This is a genomic window from Agromyces allii (assembly GCF_009749385.1).
GTDB classification, from domain to species: Bacteria; Actinomycetota; Actinomycetes; order Actinomycetales; family Microbacteriaceae; genus Agromyces; species Agromyces allii.
The window spans coordinates 82,467-103,238 of record NZ_WBIN01000013.1 but is presented as its reverse complement, the minus strand read 5'-3'; the positions used below and the strand labels follow the sequence as shown (position 1 = coordinate 103,238).

Here is a 20,772-nt window from a genome sequence, read left to right as displayed (position 1 = left end):
GGGGGCTCGCCGAGCGATCGGCTTAGGACAGCCTAACCTTTGGTGTCGGATGCCGCGACACCCGCCCCCGCCGCCGGCACTACTCGACCGGCGCAGCCGCCGGCATCCGCGACCCGTGGGCGAGCACGGCCGCCTCGAGCTCCGCCTCGATGAGGCCGAACGTGTCGTACTCGGCGATCGCGTCCGCGAGGGCCTGCGCGCGGTCGGTGAACGCCGGATCGGCGAGCACGCGGTCGACGCCCTCGCGCACGGCCTCGGCGGTCGGCGTGCCCGAACGGAGGTTGACGCCCGCGCCCGACCACTCGACTCGCATCGACACCTCGGGCTTGTCCTCGGTGTCGCCGGCGGCGACCAGGGGAACGCCGTGGCTCAGGGCGAACTGGGTTCCGCCGTATCCGGCGTTCGTGACGAACACGTCGGTCTTCGGCATCAGCAGGTCGTAGGGCAGGAACTCCGCGGCCCGCGCGTTGGCGGGCAGCTCGCCGAGCTCGGAGACGGGGCGGCCGCCGGTCGAGACGACGACGAGCACGTCGCGGTCGGCGAGGGCGTCGAGCGTCGGCCGGATGAGTCGGTCGAGCTCCTTGTTGTCGATCGTGCCCTGCGTGACGTGCACGACCGGACGGTCGCCGTCGAGCTCGTGCCACCAGTCGGGCAGCGCGCCGGCGGCCGGAGCCGGCGGCAGCACCGTGCCGACGAACCGCACGGTCGGCGTCAGGTCGCGGCGCGGCGGCTCGAAGTCGGATGGGCCGAGCTGCAGGAACCGCTCGTGCACGCGCGACAGGTCGAGCACGAACGACGACAGGCTCGGGCGCCCCAGCGAGTGCAGCAGCTCGTTCGCGAGCTTCTGGGTCGCACGGAACACGACGCGCTGCACGAGCACGTTCAGCACCCGGTTGCGGATCCGGCCGAGCCCGCCCGGCACGGGCAGGAGCCCGAGGCCGTAGGGTGCGACATCCGCGCTGGACTGGCTGAAGGGGAGCACGCCGACCGCGACGATCGGCGGATGGCCCGCCTCCGCGTCGTGCTGCCGGTCGATCAGCAGCGGCAGCACGCCGGCGAAGGCAGACTCGACGACGATCGCGTCGGGCGAGACCTCGTCGATCGCCGCCTCGACGGCCGCGAACTGGTCGGGCACGGTCTTCACGAAGATCGTCTGCACGTCGTACTGCAGCTTGGCGATGCCCCGGTAGCGGTCGCGGTCGGGCAGCTGGTCGTGCACGTCGCGATCGTCGTAGTCGGCGAGGCCCCCGAGGGCCCGGTGGGTCGCGCCGGCGGCCTCGACCGCGTCGCGGAAGCGCGAGCCGGTCAGCACCGTGACGCGGTGGCCGCGCGACACGAGGTCGCGGGCGATGGCGACGATCGGGGCGACGTGCCCCTGGATCGGGTTGGAGCAGAGCAGGTAGTTCGACATGTGGATCTCTTCGACGGATGCGGCGAACCGGGCGGATGCGCCCGGCGCATGCCGGTGAACACCCGGCACGAGGGGCGACGCTAGCCACGCGCGGATGTCGCCCGCCACCGATTCCCCACGATCTCGGTGCTGGCACCCGGGCGAATCAGGGCAGGCACTGAGAATCGGGGCCGGCGTAGGACCTCCGCCGCGGGAATGCCCCGGTCGTGCGCGGTGTTGTATCAATGTCCGGGTGCGGAAGACCCCGCGCCGGAGGGAGGACAACGTGGGAATCAGTTACGTCGAGTTCGAAGACGAAGCCGGGGTCCTGCGTCGCTACCGCAAGCACGCGAACGGCCGTGGCCTCGTCTCGACGACGGCGAAGGTCGACCCGAGCGCCTTCGTCGACCCGACGGCGTACGTCGACCCCGGAGCCGAGGTGCAGCGCGGAGTGCGCATCGAGCACGGCGCATGGGTCGAAGCAGGAGCGATCGTCGCCGAGCGCGCGGTCGTGGGCGTGAACGCCCGCATCGGCCAGCGCGCGGTCGTCGGCCGCAGCGCCGTCGTGGGCCCCTTCGCCCAGGTCGGCAGGGAGGCGCGCGTGCAGAACGCCGCCAGGGTGCCGCGCGAGTACGTGGTCGAGGCCGGATCCGAGTACAGCGCCTCGGGCGACGACCTGCGTCGGCTCGGCCTCGCGGCCTGAGCCGCGGCTCACCCCGAAGCAACGGAACGCCCGCACGACTCACGTCGTGCGGGCGTCGTCATGTGCGGGGGCAGCATGCCGGTCGGGACGCTTCGCTCCTCGACCGTCGGATGCGCTCGGCCGTTGGCCTCGAGACGCTCCGCGCCCCGACCGCCGGGAGCGGCTAGTCGACGGGCGGCAGCAGCTGCCCGGCCAGCAGCGCGAGCGTCTGCTCGCGCCCGGGCGCGGCATCCGTCGCCTCGCTCGCGAAGGCGCCCGAGATGGGCGAGACCATGATCTCGTCGATGCCGTGGCGGGTCGCGAGGGTGCGCAGTTCGGATGCCGCGGCATCCGGTTCGCCGATGATCCAGCGTCGTTCCATGCCGGCGATGACCTGGTCGACCGCGGAGTCGGTCGCGGCCGACTGCGCCTCCTCGACGGTCTCGAGCTCGCGCATCGGGCGGCCCGCGTGCAGGCGGGCCATCGCGCGCAACTGGGGCAGGGCGCGAGCGCGGGCCTCGTCGTGCGTGGGCGCGACCGACGCGTTGGCGGTGAGGAAGGTCTGCGGGGTCGGATGCGCCTCGCTCGGCTGGTACTCGGTGCGGTAGAGCTCGAGCGCACGCTCGAGGCCCTCGCCCGAGAAGTGGTTCGCGAAGACGTAGGGCAGTCCGAGCGAGGCGGCGAGCTTCGCCGAGTAGTCGCTCGAGCCGAGCAGCCACACGAGCGGCACGCCCGCGGCGTTCGGCGTCGCCGTGATCGCGTACTCGCGCCCGCTCGTGAGGCGCAGCGTCGCGCCGTCGGGCGAGACGAGGCTCAGGATGTCGGCGATGTGATCGGGGAACCGGTCGACGTCGGCCGTCGGCCCCGAGATGCGCAGCAGCTGCGTGATGACGGGGTCGCTGCCCGGCGCGCGACCGAGGCCGAGGTCGATGCGGCCCGGCGCGATGGCCTCGAGCGCGGCGAACTGCTCGGCGACGACGAACGGCGCGTGGTTCGGCAGCATGACGCCGCCCGACCCGACGCGGATGCGCTCGGTCTGCGCGACGGTCGCGGCGATCAGCACGGGCGGCGTGGTCGAGGCGACCGAGCGCATGTTGTGGTGCTCGGCGAACCAGTAGCGGGTGTACCCCAGCCGGTCGGCGAGCTTGGCCAGGCCCACGGAGGCCGCGACGGCTCCCGCACTGGTCTGGCCGCTCCGCACGGGAACGAGATCGAGCACGGACAGGCGCAGCGTTTCAGACATCTCCAACGACAACCGGCGGCGTCGTTCGGGTATTCCGGATGCCGCGGCATCCGTTCATCGCCCTGACGAACGTCTCGGGATAACCCTGAGGATTCCGCAGGGATGCCACTGGCGCGCGGTGCCGCCCGCCGCCGTTGTATGGGTTCTGCGTTCGTGCGTGCCGATGGGAAGTCCCGCGGCCGTCCGCCTCACCGAGTGGGGCCAGGGCCCGCGGCGCGACTCCATCGAAAGGAACCACCGTGAACACCCCCATGTCCATCGCCGACCTCGACCTCGACTCCGTCGCCACCGAGCTCGTCACCCGCGAGGAGGCCTTCGCCGACCTCGCCGCCCGCCTCGAGGGACGACTGAGCGTCCCCGGCGACCCCCGCTGGGATGCCGACCGCACCGCCTGGAACCTCGCCGTCGACCAGCGCCCGGCCGCGGTCGTCGTCGCCGCGAGCGCATCGGACGCCGTCGCGACCGTGCGTGCCGCAGGTGCCGCCGGCCTCGGCGTCGCCGCCCAGTCGACCGGCCACAACGCCGGCCCCCTCGCCGCCCAGGACGACTTCGACGAGGTCGTGCTGCTGCGCATGCACGAGCTGCGAGGCGTCGAGATCGACGTCGAGGCTCGTGTCGCCCGCATCCAGCCGGGTGCCCAGTGGGGCGACGTGGTCGCCGCCGCGGCCCCGCACGGCCTCGCCGCGCTCGCCGGATCGTCGCACGACGTCGGCGTCATGGGCTACACCCTCGGCGGCGGCGTGAGCTGGCTCGCCCGCTCGCACGGCCTCGCCGCGAACCAGGTGCTCGCGGCCGAGATCGTGACCGCCGACGGCGTGCTGCGCCGTGTCGACGCCGAGCACGACACCGACCTGTTCTGGGCGGTGCGCGGCGGCGGCGGCGACTTCGGCGTCGTCACGGCGCTCGAGTTCCGGCTCTTCCCGATCGCCGAGGTGGTCGCGGGCATGATGCTCTGGCCTCTGGATGCCGCGGACGAGGTGCTGCAGACGTGGGCCGCCTGGACGGGCGGGCTGCCCGACAGCGTCACGTCGACCGCGCGCGTCATGCGCCTGCCCGACGTGCCCGAGCTGCCGCCGTTCCTCGCCGGACGCTCGCTGCTGCTCATCGAGGCCGTCTGCCAGGAGAGCCCCGAGCGCGCCGACGAACTGCTCGCCCCGCTGCGCGCGCACGCCCCGGAGCTCGACACCGTGCACCCCCAGCCCGTCGCGGAACTGCTGCAGCTGCACATGGACCCGCCGGAGCCCTCGCCCGGATTCGGCGACGGCATGATGCTCTCCGAGCTCTCGCCCGCCACCGTGCGCGCGTTCCTCGAGGCCGTCGGGCCCGGTGCCGACACCGCCCTGCTCGTCGCCGAGCTCCGCCACCTCGGCGGTGCGCTCGACCCCGACACGGCGCTCGCGCTGGCCGCCGAGCACGGCGTGCCGACGCCCGGGGTCGTCTCGGGCTTCGACGCGCAGTACCTCGTGTTCGCCGGCGGCATCCCGATGCCCGGCCTCGGCGACGCGCTCGTGGCCTCGCTCGGGCGCCTGTTCTCGCGCATCGAGCCGTGGCGCGCACCGGTGGAGTACCTGAACTTCGCCGAGCACGCCAGGTCTGCCGAGCAGCTCTGGGGCGAGCGCGTGCACCGCCTGCGTGCGGTCAAGCTCGCGGTCGACCCCGCGGGCCTGATCCGCTCGAACCACCCCGTACGCCGCTGAGATCGGGGGTCACTCGGGGGTTTCCCCGAGTGACACCCGGTCGGGCGCGGAGTAACGTGTCGAGCCGGACGGGCCGGGGTGGACCGATCCGGAACGGATCGGGGGACCGATGAGCCGGCTCGGCGACAGACTTGCGACCTTCGGCGGCGCGCGACCCGATGCGCTCGCCCTCGCGCCCGGACAGCGCCAGCGGTACCTCGCGATGGGCCTCGTGCTCATCGCGACCGCGGCCGTCTCGGCCGCAGCAGCCACGTTCGCCCTCGTCATGGCCCTCACCGCGCCGGTCTGGGTGGCCGTGGTCGTCGGCATCGGCTGGGGTCTCGTGATCCTCGCGATCGACCGCATGCTCGTCGTCGGCATGCCGCGCCAGAAACGTGCCTCCGCCAACCTGCTGCTCGCACTGCCGCGCGTCGCGCTCGCCCTCGTCATCGGCGTCGTCGTTGCGACCCCGCTCACGCTCGCGGTGTTCGAGCGCGAGATCGCCGCCGAGACAGAGGTCATGGTGCTGGAGGCGAAGCAGGCGTTCGAGGAGGAGCTCGCCGCCGACCCCCGCTACGACGAGATCCCGGCGCTCACCGAGAGCGTCGCCGAACAGCGAGCGCTCATCGCCGACGGCGGACGGGCCGCGCTGGCGGCCGATGCCGACTACGTCGCCGCCCAGGCCGCGACCGCCGCCGCGCAGGCGGCCTACGACGAGGCGAACCGCGTCTGGCTCGCCGAGCTCGACGGCACCGGAGGCACCGGCATCGTGGGCGACGGCCCCATCACGCAGTCGAAGAAGCTCGACCGCGACGGCAAGCTCGCGGCCCTCGACGCCGCGAAGGCCGCTGAGGCTGAAGCGAAGGCGCAGGCCGAGGCCCGCATCGAGACCGGTTCGGCCGAGGCGGTCGCCCAGGCCGAGCAGACGCTCGCCGCCGACAGCGCGGAGCTCGACCGGTTGACCGCGGCCCGCGACCTCGAGGCCGCCCGCTACGACGCGGCGGCCGATCAGAGCACCGGCATGCTCGCGCGCCTCGACGCGCTCTGGCGCATCGGCGAGCGCAACGGCATGCTCGGCTTCGCGCATCTCATGATCGCGCTGCTCTTCGTGTGCATCGAGCTCATGCCCGTGCTCACGAAGACCCTGCAGAACCTCATGGCGCCGACCGCCTACGACGAGGTCGCCCAGATCACCGACGACACCATCGTGGCCGCCGAACGCGAACGGGCGGCCGAGCGGCTCCGCAGCGCGCGCGACGAGTCGGCGCCGAGACTCGACGTCGCCGAGTACCGCGCGGGCCTCCGCCGGGAGTCGGGCCGACGCGTCGCCGACGCGTTCGTCGCCAGGCAGGAGGAGGCCGAACTCGCCGCCGTCGACGAGTGGGCCGAGCAGCGGGCGCCGTTCATCGCCGCGCGTGCCGTGCGCGAGTGGGAGCAGGACGCCGACGGGGCTCCGTTGGCGGCCGCGCCGTGACCCGGCCGCGCGCAACCCGGCCGTGTCACCGAACTGCGCCGTCACGCGGCTGAACGTTCCCTGCTTGGGGGTGTCGCGCAGCCCCGCCCCTTCATAGGCTGGGGGTCTGCGACGCTGTCGTCGCATCTGTTCCACGGGGGAGGAAACGAATGACGGTCCATCACGAGCTGCCCACCGGCGCCGATTTCGCAGCACTGGCCGGTCCGCACCATCCGGCCATCACGATCTACGCATCGACCTCGCCGGTGGTGAACGAACGCGAACGGGCCGAGGTCTCGGTCAAGAGCGCGTTCGACCACGCGATCGACGTGGTCAAGCAGGGCGGGGCCGCGGCATCCGAACTCGATGCCCTCCGACGCGAACGCGACGGCGTGCTGGGCGACTTCGCCCTCTGGGGCGGGCTCTCGCGGTCGCTCGCGATCTTCGTCGCCCCCGGGTTCACCGAGGTGTTCGTGCTGCCGAACCGACTCGACGACGCCTGGCACGTCGGCTCGCACTTCACGCTCGGCCAGCTGCTGCGCGCACCGAGCCAGGATCAGGAGGCGTACGCGCTGACCCTCTCCTCGAACGAGTGGGCGCTCTGGCACGCCACGCCCACCGCTCGCGCGACGCACCTCGAGACCGACCCGTCGCATCCGGCGAACCTCGACGCGGCGACCAATCGCGAACCCAACGAGAACAGCCCGCGCGGCGGCCAGCACGGCGACCGCGGCGAGGTCGGCGACGAGCGCGGCAAGAAGCTGCTCGACATCTACGCCAAGCGAATCGCCGACGCGACCAAGCACGAGCTCGCGGCGGTCGACCCCGACGGGCGCGTTCCGCTCTTCGTGTTCGCCGCCGAGCCGTTGCTGAGCGCGTTCCTCGACCGTTCGCGCAACGGCCGCCGCATCGTCGGCGTGCCCGGCTCCCCCGACCGGCTCGGGGCCTCCGAGATCGACGCCGCGCTGCGCGAACAGCTCTCGCGGCTCAACGTCTCCGAGGCATCCGAGGCACTCGACACCCTCGCCGAGGGAACCGCGGGGCGCGTCGAACGCGACCTTGCGGCGATCGCGCGGCTCGCGGCAGACGGTGCGGTCGAGACGCTGTGGTTCGACTTCACGACCTCGGTCAACGGCACGCTCGACCGTGAGACGGGCGCCGTCGAGTTCGCGAGCGGAAACGGCGCGGGTGACGCGCTCGCCGACGGAACCCCCGCCGGCGACCTCCTGCCCCAACTGGCGCTGCTCGTGATCTCCAAGGGCGGCAAGGTCGTCACCGTGCGCGGCGACGACCTCGGCGAGGGCTGGAACGAACCCGCCGTGGCCGAACTGCGGTTCGCGCTCGCCTGAGCGCGGGTCAGAATCCGGTGGCGGATGCCGCGGCGGGCTGCGCCGCGGCATCCGACCGCACCGCATCACCGAACCGGTCGAACTCGACCACCGGGATCGCGAACGGCTCGCGCCACGAGAAGCGCACGACGATCTCGGTCGCCCGATCGTCCTCGATGATCGCCTCGACGCCCGTGTCGACGAGCACGCGCCCGCGACCCTTCGGCGCGCGCTCGCGCAGCTCGAGCCACAGGCTGCCGGGGTGCGGCACGACGCCGGGGTTCGTCGAGACGAGGGAGAGCTCCCACCCCGCAGAGGGGCAGAGGCCGAAGCCCGTGACGCGGATCACGCGTCCGACCGAGCTCGTGAAGGCGGTCGCGGTGAAGTCCTCCGGGGAGAATTCGCAGTGAAGGTCGCTCATCCCGGGCACGATACGCACGCGCCGAGAGCCCGGCATCAGGGACAGCGCTGAGATGCGGATGCCGCGGCGACCCGCCGGTACGCGGCTCCGACGTGCGAGGGGCCGCCGCGGCATCCGGACGCCCTCCACTGCCCGACCGGGCCCGACGCCTAGGCTGGCGAGCATGCGTTTCGGAATGTTCATCCCTCAGGGCTGGCGCCACGACCTCGTCGACATCGACCCGGCCGAGCACTGGCAGACCATGCACGACCTCGCCGCGTACGCCGACGCGCCCGACTCCGGTTGGGAGTCGATCTGGGTCTACGACCACTTCCACACCGTGCCCGTGCCGAGCGAGACCGAGGCCACGCACGAGGCCTGGACCCTCATGGCCGCGTTCGCCGCCTCGACCTCGCGCGTGCGCCTCGGCCAGATGTGCACATGCGTCGCCTACCGCAACCCCGCCTACCTCGCGAAGGTCGCCGCGACCGTCGACCTCATCTCGGGCGGACGCACCGAGATGGGCATCGGTGCCGGCTGGTACGAGCACGAGTGGCTCGCCTACGGGTACGGGTTCCCCGACGCGCCCACCCGGCTGCGCGCGCTTCGCGAGGGCGTCGAGGTCATGCACCAGGCCTGGACCACCGGGCGTGCGACCCTCGACGGCGAGTTCTGGCAGATCACCGACGCCGTCGTGCAGCCGAAGCCGCTGCAGGCCGGCGGCATCCCGATGTGGATCGCCGGCGGCGGCGAGAAGGTCACGCTGAAGATCGCCGCGAAGTACGCGAGCTACACGAACTTCAACGGCGGGCCCGAGGTGTTCAGCCAGAAGAGCGAGATCCTGCGCGGGCACACCGATGCCCTCGGACGCGACTTCGACTCGATCGTGCGCTCGTCCAACTTCAACACCGTCGTCGGCGCGGATGCCGCCGACGTCGAGCGTCGCCTCGCCGCGATCGAGGCGCGCGTCGCGCCGTACCTGGGGGCGGCCGGCACGGCGCGGTACCTCGCCGGGTTCCACTCCGACGAGTCACTCGTCGGCACCGTGGGCGAGGTCGTCGCCAAGCTCGAGGATCGCCGCGACCGCGGCATGTCGTACGCGATCCACTACTTCCCCGAGATCGCCTACGACCGCAGCGGGCTCGACCTGTTCGCGGCAGAGGTCATCCCGGCGCTCGCCGACTAGTCCGGCGCGGGCCGCCGCTCTGGCGGCGGCCCGCTCGGCGTGGTGCACTGGAACTCGGCGGGAGGGGAGACCGATGCGATGGCAGCCGGAGGTCGCGCGAGGCGCGTGGATCGCGGAACGACTCGACCGAGGATCGCTGACGGCGACCATGCACTCGGTCGTGCCGCGCGGATTCGCCGCGTATGCGCGCATCTTCCATCCGCTCGAGGGCCGGCGTCCGGTGGGCGCCACGTGGGACGAGCTGCGTCGTGACCCCGAGTTCTGGCCGGGCGGGTGGGAGCAGCGCCCGACGACCTGGCGCTCGCTCGCCCACGACCTCGGCGTCACGTGGCATCCGCTCGTGCAGTGGCACTCGATCGCGCGGGCGAGCGGCGAGGACGGCCGGTGGAACGGCATACCCGGACCCGACGGCTGGCGCTACGGCGAGCCGTTGTCGGGCGGCGTGTCGGCGCAGATGCTCGCCGAGATCGCGGTGGTGCTCGCCCGCCACACGTCGACGCCCGATGTCGGCCAGGCCGCCGTCTGGGAGGGGCACGGCGGCCTCTTCTCGAACGACGGCATCTCGCGCATCACGTTCTACGCCGACGATGAGCTCGAGTCCGAGGTCGACGAGGCTGCGTTCCTCGAGTCGCCGCCGCTCGGACCCGAGGTCGACGCCGGCCCGAGGCTGGAGCTTCCGGCGCGCTCGCACGTGCTGTTCGACGCCGGCATCCGCGAACTGGCCGACGAGTCGTGGCCCGAGCGCGCACCGTGGGTGCGCGACTCCTGGCCGGTGACGCCGAGCCTCGTGTGGCCCGAGGACCGCGCCTGGGTGCTCGTCGGCGAGGTCGACTACGACTCCACGATCGTGGCGGGCAGCGCCGATGTCGTGGCCGACCTGCTCGCGGCACCCGGGCTCGAGGTCGAGGAGATTCCCGAGGGCGCCGACCTCAGCTGGGACGGCGACCGGCTGAACGGCTGAGACCCCGCAGGCCGGAGGCGACAGCGCCTCGTCGGCCGGCGGGGTCTGCTCCGCGATGCCGGAGGTTACGCCGCGATGGCCTCGTCGAGCTTCGCGGCGAGCTCGGCGTCGGTCGGCTCGGTGAAGTGGGTGCCGTCGGGGAACACGACCACGGGGATCTGCGTGCGACCCGAGATGGCCTTGGCGCGGTCGGCGCCGTCGATCTCGACCTCGAGGTCGACGTAGTCGTAGTCGACGCCGCGGCCGTCGAGGAGGGCCTTCGAGCGGCGGCAGTCGATGCACCACTCGGCGCCGTACATCGTGATGCGGGCAGGGTTCAGGTCAGAGGAGGGGGAGGTCATACAGAGAATCTACGTTCCGCGGCTGAGGGGTATTCCCAGCATCGGATGCCGCGCCCGCCGAGGCGCGCTCGCCATGACGGATGCCGCGGGCCGGCGCGAGGCGCCCGACGCCCTCGGCTCGGTTGCAGACCGCGACGCAGGGCGCAACGGGGTGCGTGGAGGCGAGCCCGGTGGCAGACTCGCCGCATGCGATTCGAGACGACGATGTCCCAGACGGGCAACAACACGGGCATCGAGGTGCCGCCCGAGGTGATCGAGGCGCTCGGAGCCGGGCGCAAGCCGCCGGTGGTCGTGATGGTGAACGGCTACGAGTACCGCAGCACGGTCGCCGTGATGGGCGGGCGGTACATGATCTCGTTCAGTTCCGACAAGCGTGCCGCGACGGGAATCGGGGGCGGCGACGCGATCGTGGTCGACCTCGAGGTCGACACGACGCCGCGCACCGTCGAGGTTCCCGCGGATCTCGCGGCAGCGCTCGCGACGGCGGGGGCTCGCGATGCGTTCGACGCGCTGTCGCCGAGCGCGCGCAAGGCGCATGTGACGAGCGTCGAGTCGGCCAAGGCCGACGACACCCGACAGCGTCGGATCGACGCGATCATCGCCAAGCTCGGCTGACGACACGGGCCGCCCCGCCTCGCACGCCCGGCGACGCGCAGTGGGCGACGCACGTCACGCCACGGGGCGCAGCTCCGAGTCGTGCCCGACGCGCGGCCGATCGGCGCCCACGAGTCGCACGAACGCGCTGAGCTGCGCGACGCCCGCTGGGGTGTGCGGCAGCGCCTCGAGGAGCCCGGGGGAGTAGAGCAGGTACGCCGCCCACTTCGCGCGCGAGATCGCGACGTTGAGCCGGTTCTTCAGCAGCAGGAATTCGACGCCGCGCGGCGCGGAGGTCGCACTCGACGCGGCGAGCGAGACGATCGCGACCGCGGCCTCCTGGCCCTGGAACTTGTCGACCGTGCCCACCGGGACGTCGGTGAGCCCGGCGTCGTCGAGCGCACGCCGAACGAGCGTGAGTTGCGCGTTGTAGGGCGTGACCACGATGACGTCGCGTTGTTCGAGCGGGCGCCCGCCCGCGGCATCGGGATCGGTCGGATCGACCCAGGCGAGCCCGAGCAGCCGCTCGACGTGCTCGACGACGGCGTCGGCCTCTTCGGCGGACGCGACCGTGTTGCCCTCGTGCTCGATCGGCACGGGCACGAGCCCGGGGTGCACGCCGTCGAGCGAACGCGTCGAGGCGACCTCGTGCGAGTGCAGTTCGCCCTCGTACGAGAGGCGCGAAACGGGCGCGGCGACGGCGGGGTGCATGCGGCGGCTCTCGGCGAGGAAGAAGCCGAACTCGGCGGGCAGCACGTCGTGGCCGTCGGCGATCCAGCCGAGGGCCGACGTGTCGACGGGCTCGAGGTGGATGCCCTGGCTCACCTGCGGCAGCTGCTGGGGGTCGCCGAGCAGCAGCAGGTTCCGGGCTGAGACCGAGGCGGCGATGGTCGAGGCGAGCGAGAACTGGCCGGCCTCGTCGATCACGAGCAGGTCGAGCGAGCCGCGCGGCACGCGGTCGTCGTTGGCGAAGTCCCAGGCGGTGCCGCCGACGACGAAACCGGTCGTGGCGTGGGCCTCGGCGAACTGCGCGAGGCCGTTGCGCTTCTTGTCGAGAAGCGTGTACTCGTGGTCGCCCGGGGCGGACTCGTCTTTGGGCGCCTTGCCGACGAGGTCGGGTGCGAGCCCCGCCCGGATCGTGGCGTCGAGCACGTTCTCGACGACGGCGTGCGACTGGGCGACGACCCCGACCTTCCAGGCGTGCTGCGAGACGAGCGTCGCGATCACGTGGGAGGCGACGTAGGTCTTGCCCGTGCCGGGAGGACCCTGCACGGCGAGGTACGAGTCGTCGAGCTGTTGCAGCCCGGCGGTGACTGCGGCGACGTAGTCGTGGTGGGCGGCGAGCGTCGCGCTCGCGCCGAGTCCGAGCCCGTCGCGCGTTCGCGGAGCCGCACGGCGCAGGATGTCGACGGCCGGGTTCCGAGGCCATCGCGGCCAGGTTCGGGCGACCTGCTCGGCCCACCCGGCGATCGCGCCCTTCTGCCGGCCGGCGTGCGGCGGCGCCCCGGGCACGACCGCCACGGGCAGCCCCGACCACATCTCGCCGGCGACCGCGCGCTCCTCGACGACGACGCCGTCGTCGAGCACCTCGACGATCTGCACGGGGCTCGGCGTGCGCGCCCCGGGCCGGACGACGGCGCGGCGCGCGAACGGCGCAGGCGCGTCGTAGAGCACGAACACGCCGCCGCCGACCGAGAACCGCGAGCCGGGCGCGATGCGCCCGCGCAGGAGCACGTGCCGCCGGTCGACCTGCTGCCCCTCTTCACGGAACCAGGGCTGCACGACGGTGGATGCCGAGGGGTCGACGACGAGCACGTCGCGCTGCTCCTCCCATGCCTCGAGCGGCTGCTCGAGGCGGAAGAAGTGCGCCCACCAGAAGCTCTTCGCCTCGCGGTCGTGGTAGTCGATGGCCGCCGCCGCGAGCGCGAGCGCCGTGTGGTCGGCGTCGCGCGCAGGGTCGTCGCGGGGGCCGGCGAGCTGCTGGAGGTGCAGTGCGACCGGCGAGGGCTCGTAGACCCGGCCCTCGGCCTTCGCCGCCTCGACGAGCTGCGACTCGGGCACCGACGGCACGCCGGCGGCGCGGGCGAGGCCGAGCAGCCAGTCGCGCAGGCGCAGCGTCGACACGCAGTCGTAGCGGTTGTAGTCGGCGAGGTCGTCGAGCACGAGCTGCCCCGCAGCCTCGCCCGGGAGCCCGGTGTCGGGATCGACGGCGGAGCCCGTCGCGGCGAGCTGACGCGCCCGCACGTACTCGAGGATCGAGTCGCCGCCCGACTTCACCTCGGCCTCGCGCAACTCGGTGCCCATGTAGAGCGGCTCGAGCTTCTTGATCGAGTACGACCGGCTGCCCACGCGCACGGCGCGCTTGACGATCGGGTAGAGGTCGACGAACACGCCGTCGGCGAGCAACTGGTCGACCTCGGCCTCGCGCACGCCGTGACGCGCCGCGATCGAGAGCAGGTGCGCCTTCTCGTAGTTGGCGTAGTGGTAGATGTGCAGGTTCGGGTGCGCGGCACGGCGTGCGGCGACGAGGTCGAGGAAGCGCTCGAGCGCGACCTTCTCCTCGGCGAAGCTGTGCGCCCAGAGCGGCGTGAACGCCTCGTCGACGTCGACCATGCCGAAGAGGTAGTCGATGCCCCACTCCTTCGCCGGCCCCTCGGTGTAGAGCGGATCGCCCTCGAAGTCGAAGAAGAGGTCGCCCGCATCGGGCTCTGGGATCGCCGCGAGCGCCGACGGGTCGCGCACGTCGACGGGCGGCGGCAGCGGCGGGTCGTCGGGGGAGCGCGTGCCCGCGCCGGACTCGACGAGCGCGGTCGCAGCCGTGAGCGCAGCCTCGGCCTGGAGCTGCAGTCGCGCCTGCAGGCGGAGGTTCGCGAGGGTCGCGTCGAGCACGCCCGGCACCGGGGCGTCGGATGCCGCGAGCTCGTCGATCGTCGTGATGCCGGCCTCGGCGAGCGGCGTTCGCTGGGTCACGCGCAGTCCGGCGACGAGCAGCACGTCGCGGTGAGCCTGCACCTCGAGGTCGCACGTGGCGCAGCGCCCGTCGAGCCCGTAGCGGGCATCGCCCCAGGCGACCGGACCGGTGTCGGCCAGGCGCTCGGCGATGATGCGCTCGAGGCGCTCCCGGCGCAGGCGGTAGACGGGCGCGATGTCGTCGAGGCGGTGCGTGCTCGTGGTGCCGTCGCCGAGCAGCAGCTCGACGGTGTCGGCTCGAGGCACGTCGATGCGGTCGAGCTGCTCGGCGTAGGCGGCCAGCTGCAGCAGCGCCGTGACCTTCGCGCGGCGCGCGAGCTTGCTGTCCTGCACGAGGTAGCGGCCGTCGGGCTGCCGCACGATGAAGTCGGCGAACCCGATGAAGCCGTCGTCGGCGAAGGTCGCCTGGAACACGACGGGCGCCCCGGCGGCGAATGCGGCGTTCGTGGCCTCGACGGCGGCGGCCACCGCGGCCGCGTCGCGCACCGATGGCCGCTCGATCTCGACGACGCCCGCGCCGAACTGCTCGCGATACCGGTCGAGCACGCGTTCTTCGTGGGCGTCGCCCATGCGGCCCGAGCGCTCGAGCATGGCGTCTTCGGGGTCGGGCACGGGCTCGATGCGGCCGAGCTTGGCGTCGAGGGCGCGCAGGAACGCGAACTCGCATTCCGACGCCTTCTTGAGGTCGCTCGCGCTCGTGACCACCGTGCCGTCGACGAAGTACATCGGGCTCCCTCCGACCGTGCTGCCGTGGCTCAACGTTAGCCGCGGCATCCGACATCGACCGGGTCGGCTCGAGGCGCGGAAGCCTGCCGCGTTCGCGGGCTAGGGCCCGGTGAGCGCCCCCCGTGCGATGCCCAGCATGCCCTCGACCGCCTGCCCGAGGCGCGCCCCGCGATCGCCGAGGTCGGAGCTCGAGTCGGCCCAGCGCACGAGCGCGTGCGCGTTCAGCCCGTCGATCATGCCGAGCAGCTGCCAGGCGACGGATGCCGCGTCGTCGGTCTCGAACTCGCCGGCCGCGACGCCGGACTCGACGATGCCGAGCAGGAAGGCGTGCCAGTCGTCCATCTCGTCGCGCACGCGCTGTGCGAGCGCCTCGTTGCGACGACCCATGGCCCAGGCCTCGACCCAGATCACGGTGACGTCGGCGCGCGTGCCGTCGAGGAGGGTGTCGAGCAACTGCGCGAGCCGCTCCCGTGGCGTCGGCAACGGCGCGAGCAGCGCGGCGACCTCGGCGAGCTCGGTGGCGACGACGGTGCCGAAGGTGCTCGCGATCAGGGCGTCCATGTTCGGCTCGTAGTGCGCGACGAGCGCGGGGGCCACGTCGATGCGTGCGGCCACGCTGCGCAGGGTGACCGCGTACAGGCCCTGCTCGAGGGCGACGTCGCGCGCGGCATCCGTGATCTCGGCCGATCGTTCTGCCGGGGTCTTGCGGGCGGCCTTCTTGCGGACCGGTCTTGACATGGTGACCTCGTGTCGGTAGCGTCGCTGCAACTTATTGATCGATTGATCAATAGTAGATCGAGTCCCCGATCCTGTCGAGAGATCGACCAGCCGAGAGTCCTCAACGATGAGCAACACCACCACCGCGACCCCGGATGCCGCAACGACGCCGCACCCTCAGCTCGCCACGCCCGGGGCCGCGCCCGACGCAGCCGGCGCAGCGCAGCACGCCGCCACGACCACGCCCGCCGCCGACCGCGCCGGCCACGTCGAGACGCACGGCGCCGACTTCATCCCCGAGTCCGAGCGGCACGGCAAGCCCCGCGAGCTGTTCTGGGTCTGGATGTCGGCCAACGTCATCTACCTCTACTTCGTCATCGGCGGCGTGCTCATGCTGCTCGGCCTCCCGCTCTGGGAGGCGCTGGCCGTCACGGTGCTCGGCAACCTCTGGTGGGCGGCCGTAGGCCTGCTCGCGATCAGCGGCCCGGCCTCCGGCACCCCGAGCGTCGCGATCATGCGCGCCATGTTCGGCATCCGCGGCAGTCGCGTCTTCGGCGCCGGACTCGGCGTGGCCATCGGCATCTTCTACGAGATCATCAACATCGCGTTCGCGACGCTCGCGGCCCTCGCGCTGGTCGCCCAGATCGGCATCGTGCTGCCCGCGGGTGCCGAGTGGGGCGTGCTCGTGGTCGTCGCCGCGTTGAGCTTCGTGATCGGCATCTACGGCCACGCGACGATCCTCAAGCTCGCCCCGTACTTCTCGGCCGCGCTCGCCGTGGTCTTCATCGTGCTCGCCGTCTTCGTGTTCGGAGCGGCTGACTTCACGTACGCGCCCGCTCCGCTCGAGCCGGGCGAGCACTGGGCGATGCTGCTCCTCGGCTTCGCGATCGTCGCGTCGAGCCCGCTCTCGTGGGGCACCGGCGCCGACTACGCGCGTTACCTGCCGAGCGACGTCTCGAAGACGAAGGTCGCGGTCTGGACCGCGCTCGGCGGCTTCATCCCGGCCATCTTCATCGGCACGCTCGGCGTCGTCGCGGGCACCGCGATCGACATGACCGACCCGCAGCTGACGATCTCCGAGATCGTGCCCGGCTGGTTCACGCCCGTCTTCCTCGCGATGATCGTGCTCTCGAGCATCACGAACAACGTGCTCGTCGCCTACTCCACGGGCCTCTACGCGCAGGGCCTCGGGTTCCGGATGCCGCGAGCCCTCACCGTCGTCGTGACGGGTCTCGCCGCGACCGCCGCTGCCGCCTGGCTGCTCTTCATCGCCCCGAGCTTCCTCGACGCGCTGAACTCCTCGCTCGAGCTGGCCGTCACGGTGCTCGGACCGCTCGTCGCCGTGTACGCGGTCGACATCGTGCTGCGCCGCAACCGGTACGACGGCCTCGCCCTCACCGACGAGCGCCGCGGCAGCCCGTTCTGGTACCGCGGCGGTGTCTTCTGGCCGGGCGTGATCGCCGTCGTCGGCGCGATGACGGTCGCCGTGCTCTCGGCCAACACGACGCTCTACGTCGGCCCGATCGCGACCGCGCTCGGCGGTGCCGACCTCTCCGCGATCGTCGGCCCGCTCCTCGCCGGCGGCCTGTACGCCGTGCTCTGGCTGACCACGAACCCCTATCGCGACCCGGCGAAGCGCCCGGCCGCGGCATCCGCTGCGATCATCGAAACGGATGCCGCGGCATCCGACCGAACCGAAGGAGCCCACGCATGACCTGGCGCATGCCCGCTGAGACCGCACCGCACGACCGCACCTGGATGGCGTTCCCGACCGCCGGGACCACGCTCGGCGAGTCGGCCGCCGACCACGAGGAGGCCTACACGGCGTGGACCGCCGTCGCGCACGCGGTCGCCGAGTTCGAGCCCGTGACGATGCTCGTCGACCCGACCGAGCGCGAGCGCGCCGCGCAACTGCTCGGCAGCGGCGTCACCCAGGTCGAGGCGCCCGTCGACGAGTACTGGATGCGCGACCACGGCCCGACCTTCGTGGTCGACGACGAGCGCCCCGGCGTGCTCGGCGCGGTCGACTGGATCTTCAACGGCTGGGGCGACCACGAGTGGTCGGAGTGGCGCAAGTCGGCCGAGCACGCCCGCATCATCGCCGAGCTCGTCGGCGCCGAGCTCGTGAGCTCCGTGCTCGTGAACGAGGGCGGCGGCATCCACGTCGACGGCGAGGGCACCGTGCTGCTCACCGAGACCGTGCAGCTCGACCCGCGACGCAACCCCTACGCCGACCGCGCACGTGTGGAGGCCGAGATGGCCCGCACCATCGGCGCGACGAAGGCCGTCTGGCTTCCCCGCGGCCTCACGCGCGACTACGACGACTTCGGCACGAGCGGGCACGTCGACATCGTCGCGACCCTCGCCTCGCCCGGTCGCATGCTCCTGCACCGCCAGGACTCGACCGAGCACCCCGACTTCGAGGTGACGCGCGACCTGCGCGCACGGCTCTCGCAGGAGACGGATGCCGCGGGCCGCACGTTCGAGATCCTCGACCTGCCCGCACCCGCCGCGATCCGCGACGACGAGGGCTTCGTCGACTGGAGCTACGTGAACCACCTCGTCGTGAACGGCGGCGTCATCGCGTGCGGCTTCGGCGACGACCGGGCGGATGCCGCGGCGCGCGACGTCCTCGAGGCGGCCTACCCGGGCCGCAAGGCCGTGACGGTCGATGCACGACCGCTGTTCGCGCGCGGCGGTGGGATCCACTGCATCACCCAGCAGCAGCCGTCGCTGCCGAGCGCCCGATGACCGGCGGTTCCGGCGCCTCGGGGTTCGACGTCGTCGAGGCGACGATCGCCGAGCTGCGCGCCGCGCTCGAGTCGGGCCTCGTCACCTCGGTCGAGCTGCTCGACGCGTACCTCGCGCGCATCGCGGCCTACGACGCCGCGGGCACGGACACGGCGCTGAACGCGCTCGTGGTCGCGAACCCCGACGCCCGCGCCGACGCCGTCGCCTCCGACGTTCGCCGGTCGCGCGGCGAGGCGCTCGGCCCGCTCGACGGCATCCCGTACACCGCGAAGGACAGCTACCTCGCGAAGGGACTGACGGCCGCAGCCGGTTCCCCGGCGTTCGAGCATCTCGTCGCGCAGCGCGACGCGTTCACGATCGAGCGCCTCCGCGGCGCCGGCGCGGTGCTCATCGGCCTGACGAACATGCCGCCGATGGCGAACGGCGGCATGCAGCGCGGCGTCTACGGACGTGCCGAGAGCCCGTACAACGCCGACTTCCTGACGGCCGCGTTCGGCTCGGGCTCGTCGAACGGCTCCGGAACCGCGACGGCCGCCTCGTTCGCCGCCTTCGGGCTCGGCGAGGAGACCTGGTCGAGCGGCCGAGCGCCCGCGTCGAACAACGCCCTCTGCGCGTACACGCCCTCGCGCGGCGTCATCTCGGTGCGCGGCAACTGGCCCCTCGTGCCCACGATGGACGTCGTCGTGCCGCACACGCGCACCATCGCCGACCTGCTCGAGGTGCTCGACGTCATCGTCGTCGACGATGCGGACACACGTGGCGACTTCTGGCGCGTGCAGCCGTGGGTCGAGATCCCGAAGGCCTCCGACGTGCGCCCCGACTCCTACGTCGGGCTCGCGGTGACGGATGCCGCGGGAGCGACGGATGCCGCGGGCGCCCGTCTCGACGCCGCGCGTGCCGTGCTCGCCGGTCGCCGCTTCGGCATCCCGCGCATGTACGTCAACGCCGACCCCGAGGCGGGGACGGCGGAGCCGGGTCGCGAGCCCGGCATCGGCGGATCGACCGGACAGCGCATCGAGACCCGCGCCTCGGTCATCGACCTGTGGGAGGCCGCACGCCGCGACCTCGAGGCCGCGGGCGCCGAGGTCGTCGAGGTCGACTTCCCGGTCGTGTCGAACTACGAGGGCGATCGCGTGGGCGCCCCGACCATCGCGACGCGCGGACTCGTCTCGCCCGAGTACCTGCGCCGCGAGATCGTGGATCTCTCGGCCTGGTCGTGGAACGACTTCCTGGCCGCGAACGGCGACCCCGCCCTCGACTCGCTCGCGGGCGTCGACGGCGAACGCATCTTCCCGCAGCCCGAGGGCACGCTGCCCGACCGGTACTTCGGCTTCGAGGACGACGTCGTGACCTACCCGACCTGGGTGCGCGAGCACCCCGAGGCGACGTTCGACGACATGCCCGAGCTCGAGGAGGGCCTGCGCGGACTCGAGGAGACGCGTCGCATCGATCTCGAGGCGTGGATGGACGGGCTCGGCCTCGACGCCGTGATCTTCCCGGCCTCCGCCGACGTCGGCCCCGCCGACATGGACGTGAACGAGGCCTCGGCCGACCTCGGCTGGCGCAACGGCGTCTGGGTCGCGAACGGCAACCTCGTGCCGCGGCACCTCGGCATCCCGACGGTCACGGTGCCCATGGGCACGATGTCCGACATCGGGATGCCGGTCGGGCTCACGTTCGCCGGCCGCGCCTACGACGACACGGCGCTGCTGCGCCTGGCCGCCGCCTTCGAGGCGACCGGCGCGCGCCGCAGCGAGCCGCCGCGCACCCCGCGCCTGCCGTGACCGCCTGAGGCGCCCGGGCACCCGCCCCGGGCGCCGGTTGCCCCGCTGGTTGAGGAGCGCCCGACGGAGTCGGACGCGTCTCGAAACCCCTGCCCGGTTTCGAGACGCGTCGCCGCTCCGCGCCGGCGCTCCTCAACCAGCGTTCCTCCACAGACGCCGCCGGCATGGATCCGCTCACGACTCCGGCCCGAGGCGTGGGGCGCCCGCCGGTGCAGGTCATCCTCGTGGAATGCCGCATGTCTACCTCCTGGAATGCGCCGACGGCACGACCTACGTCGGCAGCACGCTCGACCTCAACGGAGAGTCGCTCAGCATCGTCGTGGAGAAGGTGCGTTCTATACCCGGCGGCGATTGCCGGTGCGTCTCGTCTACAGCCAAGAGTTCGAACGGATCGACGAGGCGTACGCCATGGAGAAGCGGGTGCAGGGGTGGAGCCGCGCCAAGCGCCGAGCACTCGTCGAAGGTCGCATGAGCGAACTTCCGCGGCTTTCGGCGAGACGTCGCCGACGCGAAACGCGCTCCGCCGGTTGAGGAGCGCCCCGCCCGTTGAGGAGCGCCCCGCCGGTCGAG

At 72.5% G+C, this 20,772-nt stretch carries 17 protein-coding genes; 11 read left to right on the top strand and 6 right to left on the bottom strand.

Going from position 1 to position 20,772, the window contains the following annotated elements; genetic code table 11:
• Positions 1-79: 79 nt before the first annotated feature.
• A complete protein-coding gene (locus GQR16_RS16560) occupies positions 80-1,480 on the bottom strand; it encodes a glycosyltransferase (RefSeq protein ID WP_157416265.1) in 1,401 nt (466 codons plus the stop codon).
• 196 nt (positions 1,481-1,676) lie between these two features.
• Here GQR16_RS16560 and GQR16_RS16555 point away from each other — a divergent pair, with 196 nt between their 5' ends.
• On the top strand, positions 1,677-2,093 hold the full coding sequence (locus GQR16_RS16555; protein ID WP_157416264.1) for a transferase: 417 nt from the start codon (positions 1,677-1,679) through the stop codon (positions 2,091-2,093).
• 163 nt (positions 2,094-2,256) lie between these two features.
• Here the strand turns inward: GQR16_RS16555 and GQR16_RS16550 are convergent, their stop codons facing one another.
• The gene (locus GQR16_RS16550; RefSeq protein WP_157416263.1) at positions 2,257-3,315 is read right to left on the bottom strand and encodes an LLM class flavin-dependent oxidoreductase; all 1,059 of its coding nucleotides are present in this window, start codon (positions 3,313-3,315) and stop codon (positions 2,257-2,259) included.
• Positions 3,316-3,554: 239 nt separating this feature from the next.
• Between GQR16_RS16550 and GQR16_RS16545 the strand changes: the two genes are divergently transcribed.
• The 3 genes from GQR16_RS16545 to GQR16_RS16535 all read left to right on the top strand — a co-directional run bounded on the left by GQR16_RS16545 (position 3,555) and on the right by GQR16_RS16535 (position 7,793).
• Positions 3,555-5,012: an FAD-binding oxidoreductase gene (locus GQR16_RS16545; protein WP_246200895.1), complete on the top strand. Its 1,458-nt coding sequence runs from the start codon at positions 3,555-3,557 to the stop codon at positions 5,010-5,012.
• A 109-nt stretch (positions 5,013-5,121) separates the two neighbouring features.
• On the top strand, positions 5,122-6,465 hold the full coding sequence (locus GQR16_RS16540; protein ID WP_157416262.1) for a DUF4407 domain-containing protein: 1,344 nt from the start codon (positions 5,122-5,124) through the stop codon (positions 6,463-6,465).
• 149 nt (positions 6,466-6,614) lie between these two features.
• Positions 6,615-7,793 (top strand): baeRF3 domain-containing protein, encoded by a 1,179-nt coding sequence (locus tag GQR16_RS16535; protein ID WP_157416261.1) that lies wholly within the window; start codon positions 6,615-6,617, stop codon positions 7,791-7,793.
• A 7-nt stretch (positions 7,794-7,800) separates the two neighbouring features.
• On the opposite strand, the gene GQR16_RS16530 is transcribed toward GQR16_RS16535, so the two are convergent.
• On the bottom strand, positions 7,801-8,193 hold the full coding sequence (locus GQR16_RS16530; RefSeq protein WP_157416260.1) for a hypothetical protein: 393 nt from the start codon (positions 8,191-8,193) through the stop codon (positions 7,801-7,803).
• 163 nt (positions 8,194-8,356) lie between these two features.
• Here GQR16_RS16530 and GQR16_RS16525 point away from each other — a divergent pair, with 163 nt between their 5' ends.
• Positions 8,357-9,358 carry an LLM class F420-dependent oxidoreductase gene (locus GQR16_RS16525; protein WP_157416258.1) on the top strand — a complete coding sequence of 334 codons (1,002 nt, stop codon included), beginning with the start codon at positions 8,357-8,359 and terminating at the stop codon, positions 9,356-9,358.
• Positions 9,359-9,431: 73 nt separating this feature from the next.
• Positions 9,432-10,319, top strand: coding sequence for a hypothetical protein (locus GQR16_RS16520; RefSeq protein WP_157416257.1), 888 nt, complete (start codon positions 9,432-9,434; stop codon positions 10,317-10,319).
• 65 nt (positions 10,320-10,384) lie between these two features.
• Here the strand turns inward: GQR16_RS16520 and GQR16_RS16515 are convergent, their stop codons facing one another.
• Positions 10,385-10,660 carry a glutaredoxin family protein gene (locus GQR16_RS16515; RefSeq protein ID WP_157416256.1) on the bottom strand — a complete coding sequence of 92 codons (276 nt, stop codon included), beginning with the start codon at positions 10,658-10,660 and terminating at the stop codon, positions 10,385-10,387.
• Between the two features lie 186 nt (positions 10,661-10,846).
• On the opposite strand from GQR16_RS16515, the gene GQR16_RS16510 reads away from it, so the two are divergent.
• On the top strand, positions 10,847-11,275 hold the full coding sequence (locus GQR16_RS16510) for a YdeI/OmpD-associated family protein (protein WP_157416255.1): 429 nt from the start codon (positions 10,847-10,849) through the stop codon (positions 11,273-11,275).
• A gap of 54 nt (positions 11,276-11,329) precedes the next feature.
• Here GQR16_RS16510 and GQR16_RS16505 read toward each other — a convergent pair whose 3' ends face one another.
• Positions 11,330-14,950, bottom strand: a complete 3,621-nt coding sequence (locus GQR16_RS16505; protein ID WP_157416254.1) for a TM0106 family RecB-like putative nuclease — start codon at positions 14,948-14,950, stop codon at positions 11,330-11,332.
• Between the two features lie 99 nt (positions 14,951-15,049).
• Complete coding sequence (locus GQR16_RS16500) at positions 15,050-15,688, bottom strand: TetR/AcrR family transcriptional regulator (protein ID WP_157416253.1); 639 nt, start codon at positions 15,686-15,688, stop codon at positions 15,050-15,052.
• Between the two features lie 106 nt (positions 15,689-15,794).
• On the opposite strand from GQR16_RS16500, the gene GQR16_RS16495 reads away from it, so the two are divergent.
• From GQR16_RS16495 to GQR16_RS16480, 4 genes are all read left to right on the top strand, one after another.
• Positions 15,795-17,381 carry a purine-cytosine permease family protein gene (locus GQR16_RS16495; RefSeq protein ID WP_157416252.1) on the top strand — a complete coding sequence of 529 codons (1,587 nt, stop codon included), beginning with the start codon at positions 15,795-15,797 and terminating at the stop codon, positions 17,379-17,381.
• A complete protein-coding gene (locus tag GQR16_RS16490) occupies positions 17,378-18,418 on the top strand; it encodes an agmatine deiminase family protein (RefSeq protein ID WP_157416251.1) in 1,041 nt (346 codons plus the stop codon). The genes GQR16_RS16495 and GQR16_RS16490 overlap by 4 nt, the downstream gene beginning before the upstream one ends.
• Positions 18,415-20,202, top strand: a complete 1,788-nt coding sequence (locus tag GQR16_RS16485; RefSeq protein ID WP_157416250.1) for an amidase — start codon at positions 18,415-18,417, stop codon at positions 20,200-20,202. The genes GQR16_RS16490 and GQR16_RS16485 overlap by 4 nt, the downstream gene beginning before the upstream one ends.
• Positions 20,203-20,454: 252 nt before the next feature.
• Positions 20,455-20,733 (top strand): GIY-YIG nuclease family protein, encoded by a 279-nt coding sequence (locus tag GQR16_RS16480; RefSeq protein WP_246200894.1) that lies wholly within the window; start codon positions 20,455-20,457, stop codon positions 20,731-20,733.
• Positions 20,734-20,772 lie beyond the last annotated feature (39 nt).

What these genes read in the sequence shown, in the direction of transcription:
- GQR16_RS16485 (WP_157416250.1), top strand. Translation starts at nt 18,415, where the DNA reads ATGACCGGCGGTTCCGGCGCCTCGGGGTTCGACGTCGTCGAGGCGACG.
- GQR16_RS16495 (WP_157416252.1), top strand. Translation starts at nt 15,795, where the DNA reads ATGAGCAACACCACCACCGCGACCCCGGATGCCGCAACGACGCCGCAC.
- GQR16_RS16540 (WP_157416262.1), top strand. Translation starts at nt 5,122, where the DNA reads ATGAGCCGGCTCGGCGACAGACTTGCGACCTTCGGCGGCGCGCGACCC.
- GQR16_RS16525 (WP_157416258.1), top strand. Translation starts at nt 8,357, where the DNA reads ATGCGTTTCGGAATGTTCATCCCTCAGGGCTGGCGCCACGACCTCGTC.
- GQR16_RS16505 (WP_157416254.1), bottom strand. Translation starts at nt 14,950, where the DNA reads ATGTACTTCGTCGACGGCACGGTGGTCACGAGCGCGAGCGACCTCAAG.
- GQR16_RS16490 (WP_157416251.1), top strand. Translation starts at nt 17,378, where the DNA reads ATGACCTGGCGCATGCCCGCTGAGACCGCACCGCACGACCGCACCTGG.
- GQR16_RS16480 (WP_246200894.1), top strand. Translation starts at nt 20,455, where the DNA reads ATGCGCCGACGGCACGACCTACGTCGGCAGCACGCTCGACCTCAACGG.
- GQR16_RS16550 (WP_157416263.1), bottom strand. Translation starts at nt 3,315, where the DNA reads ATGTCTGAAACGCTGCGCCTGTCCGTGCTCGATCTCGTTCCCGTGCGG.
- GQR16_RS16515 (WP_157416256.1), bottom strand. Translation starts at nt 10,660, where the DNA reads ATGACCTCCCCCTCCTCTGACCTGAACCCTGCCCGCATCACGATGTAC.
- GQR16_RS16520 (WP_157416257.1), top strand. Translation starts at nt 9,432, where the DNA reads ATGCGATGGCAGCCGGAGGTCGCGCGAGGCGCGTGGATCGCGGAACGA.
- GQR16_RS16500 (WP_157416253.1), bottom strand. Translation starts at nt 15,688, where the DNA reads ATGTCAAGACCGGTCCGCAAGAAGGCCGCCCGCAAGACCCCGGCAGAA.
- GQR16_RS16535 (WP_157416261.1), top strand. Translation starts at nt 6,615, where the DNA reads ATGACGGTCCATCACGAGCTGCCCACCGGCGCCGATTTCGCAGCACTG.
- GQR16_RS16530 (WP_157416260.1), bottom strand. Translation starts at nt 8,193, where the DNA reads ATGAGCGACCTTCACTGCGAATTCTCCCCGGAGGACTTCACCGCGACC.
- GQR16_RS16510 (WP_157416255.1), top strand. Translation starts at nt 10,847, where the DNA reads ATGCGATTCGAGACGACGATGTCCCAGACGGGCAACAACACGGGCATC.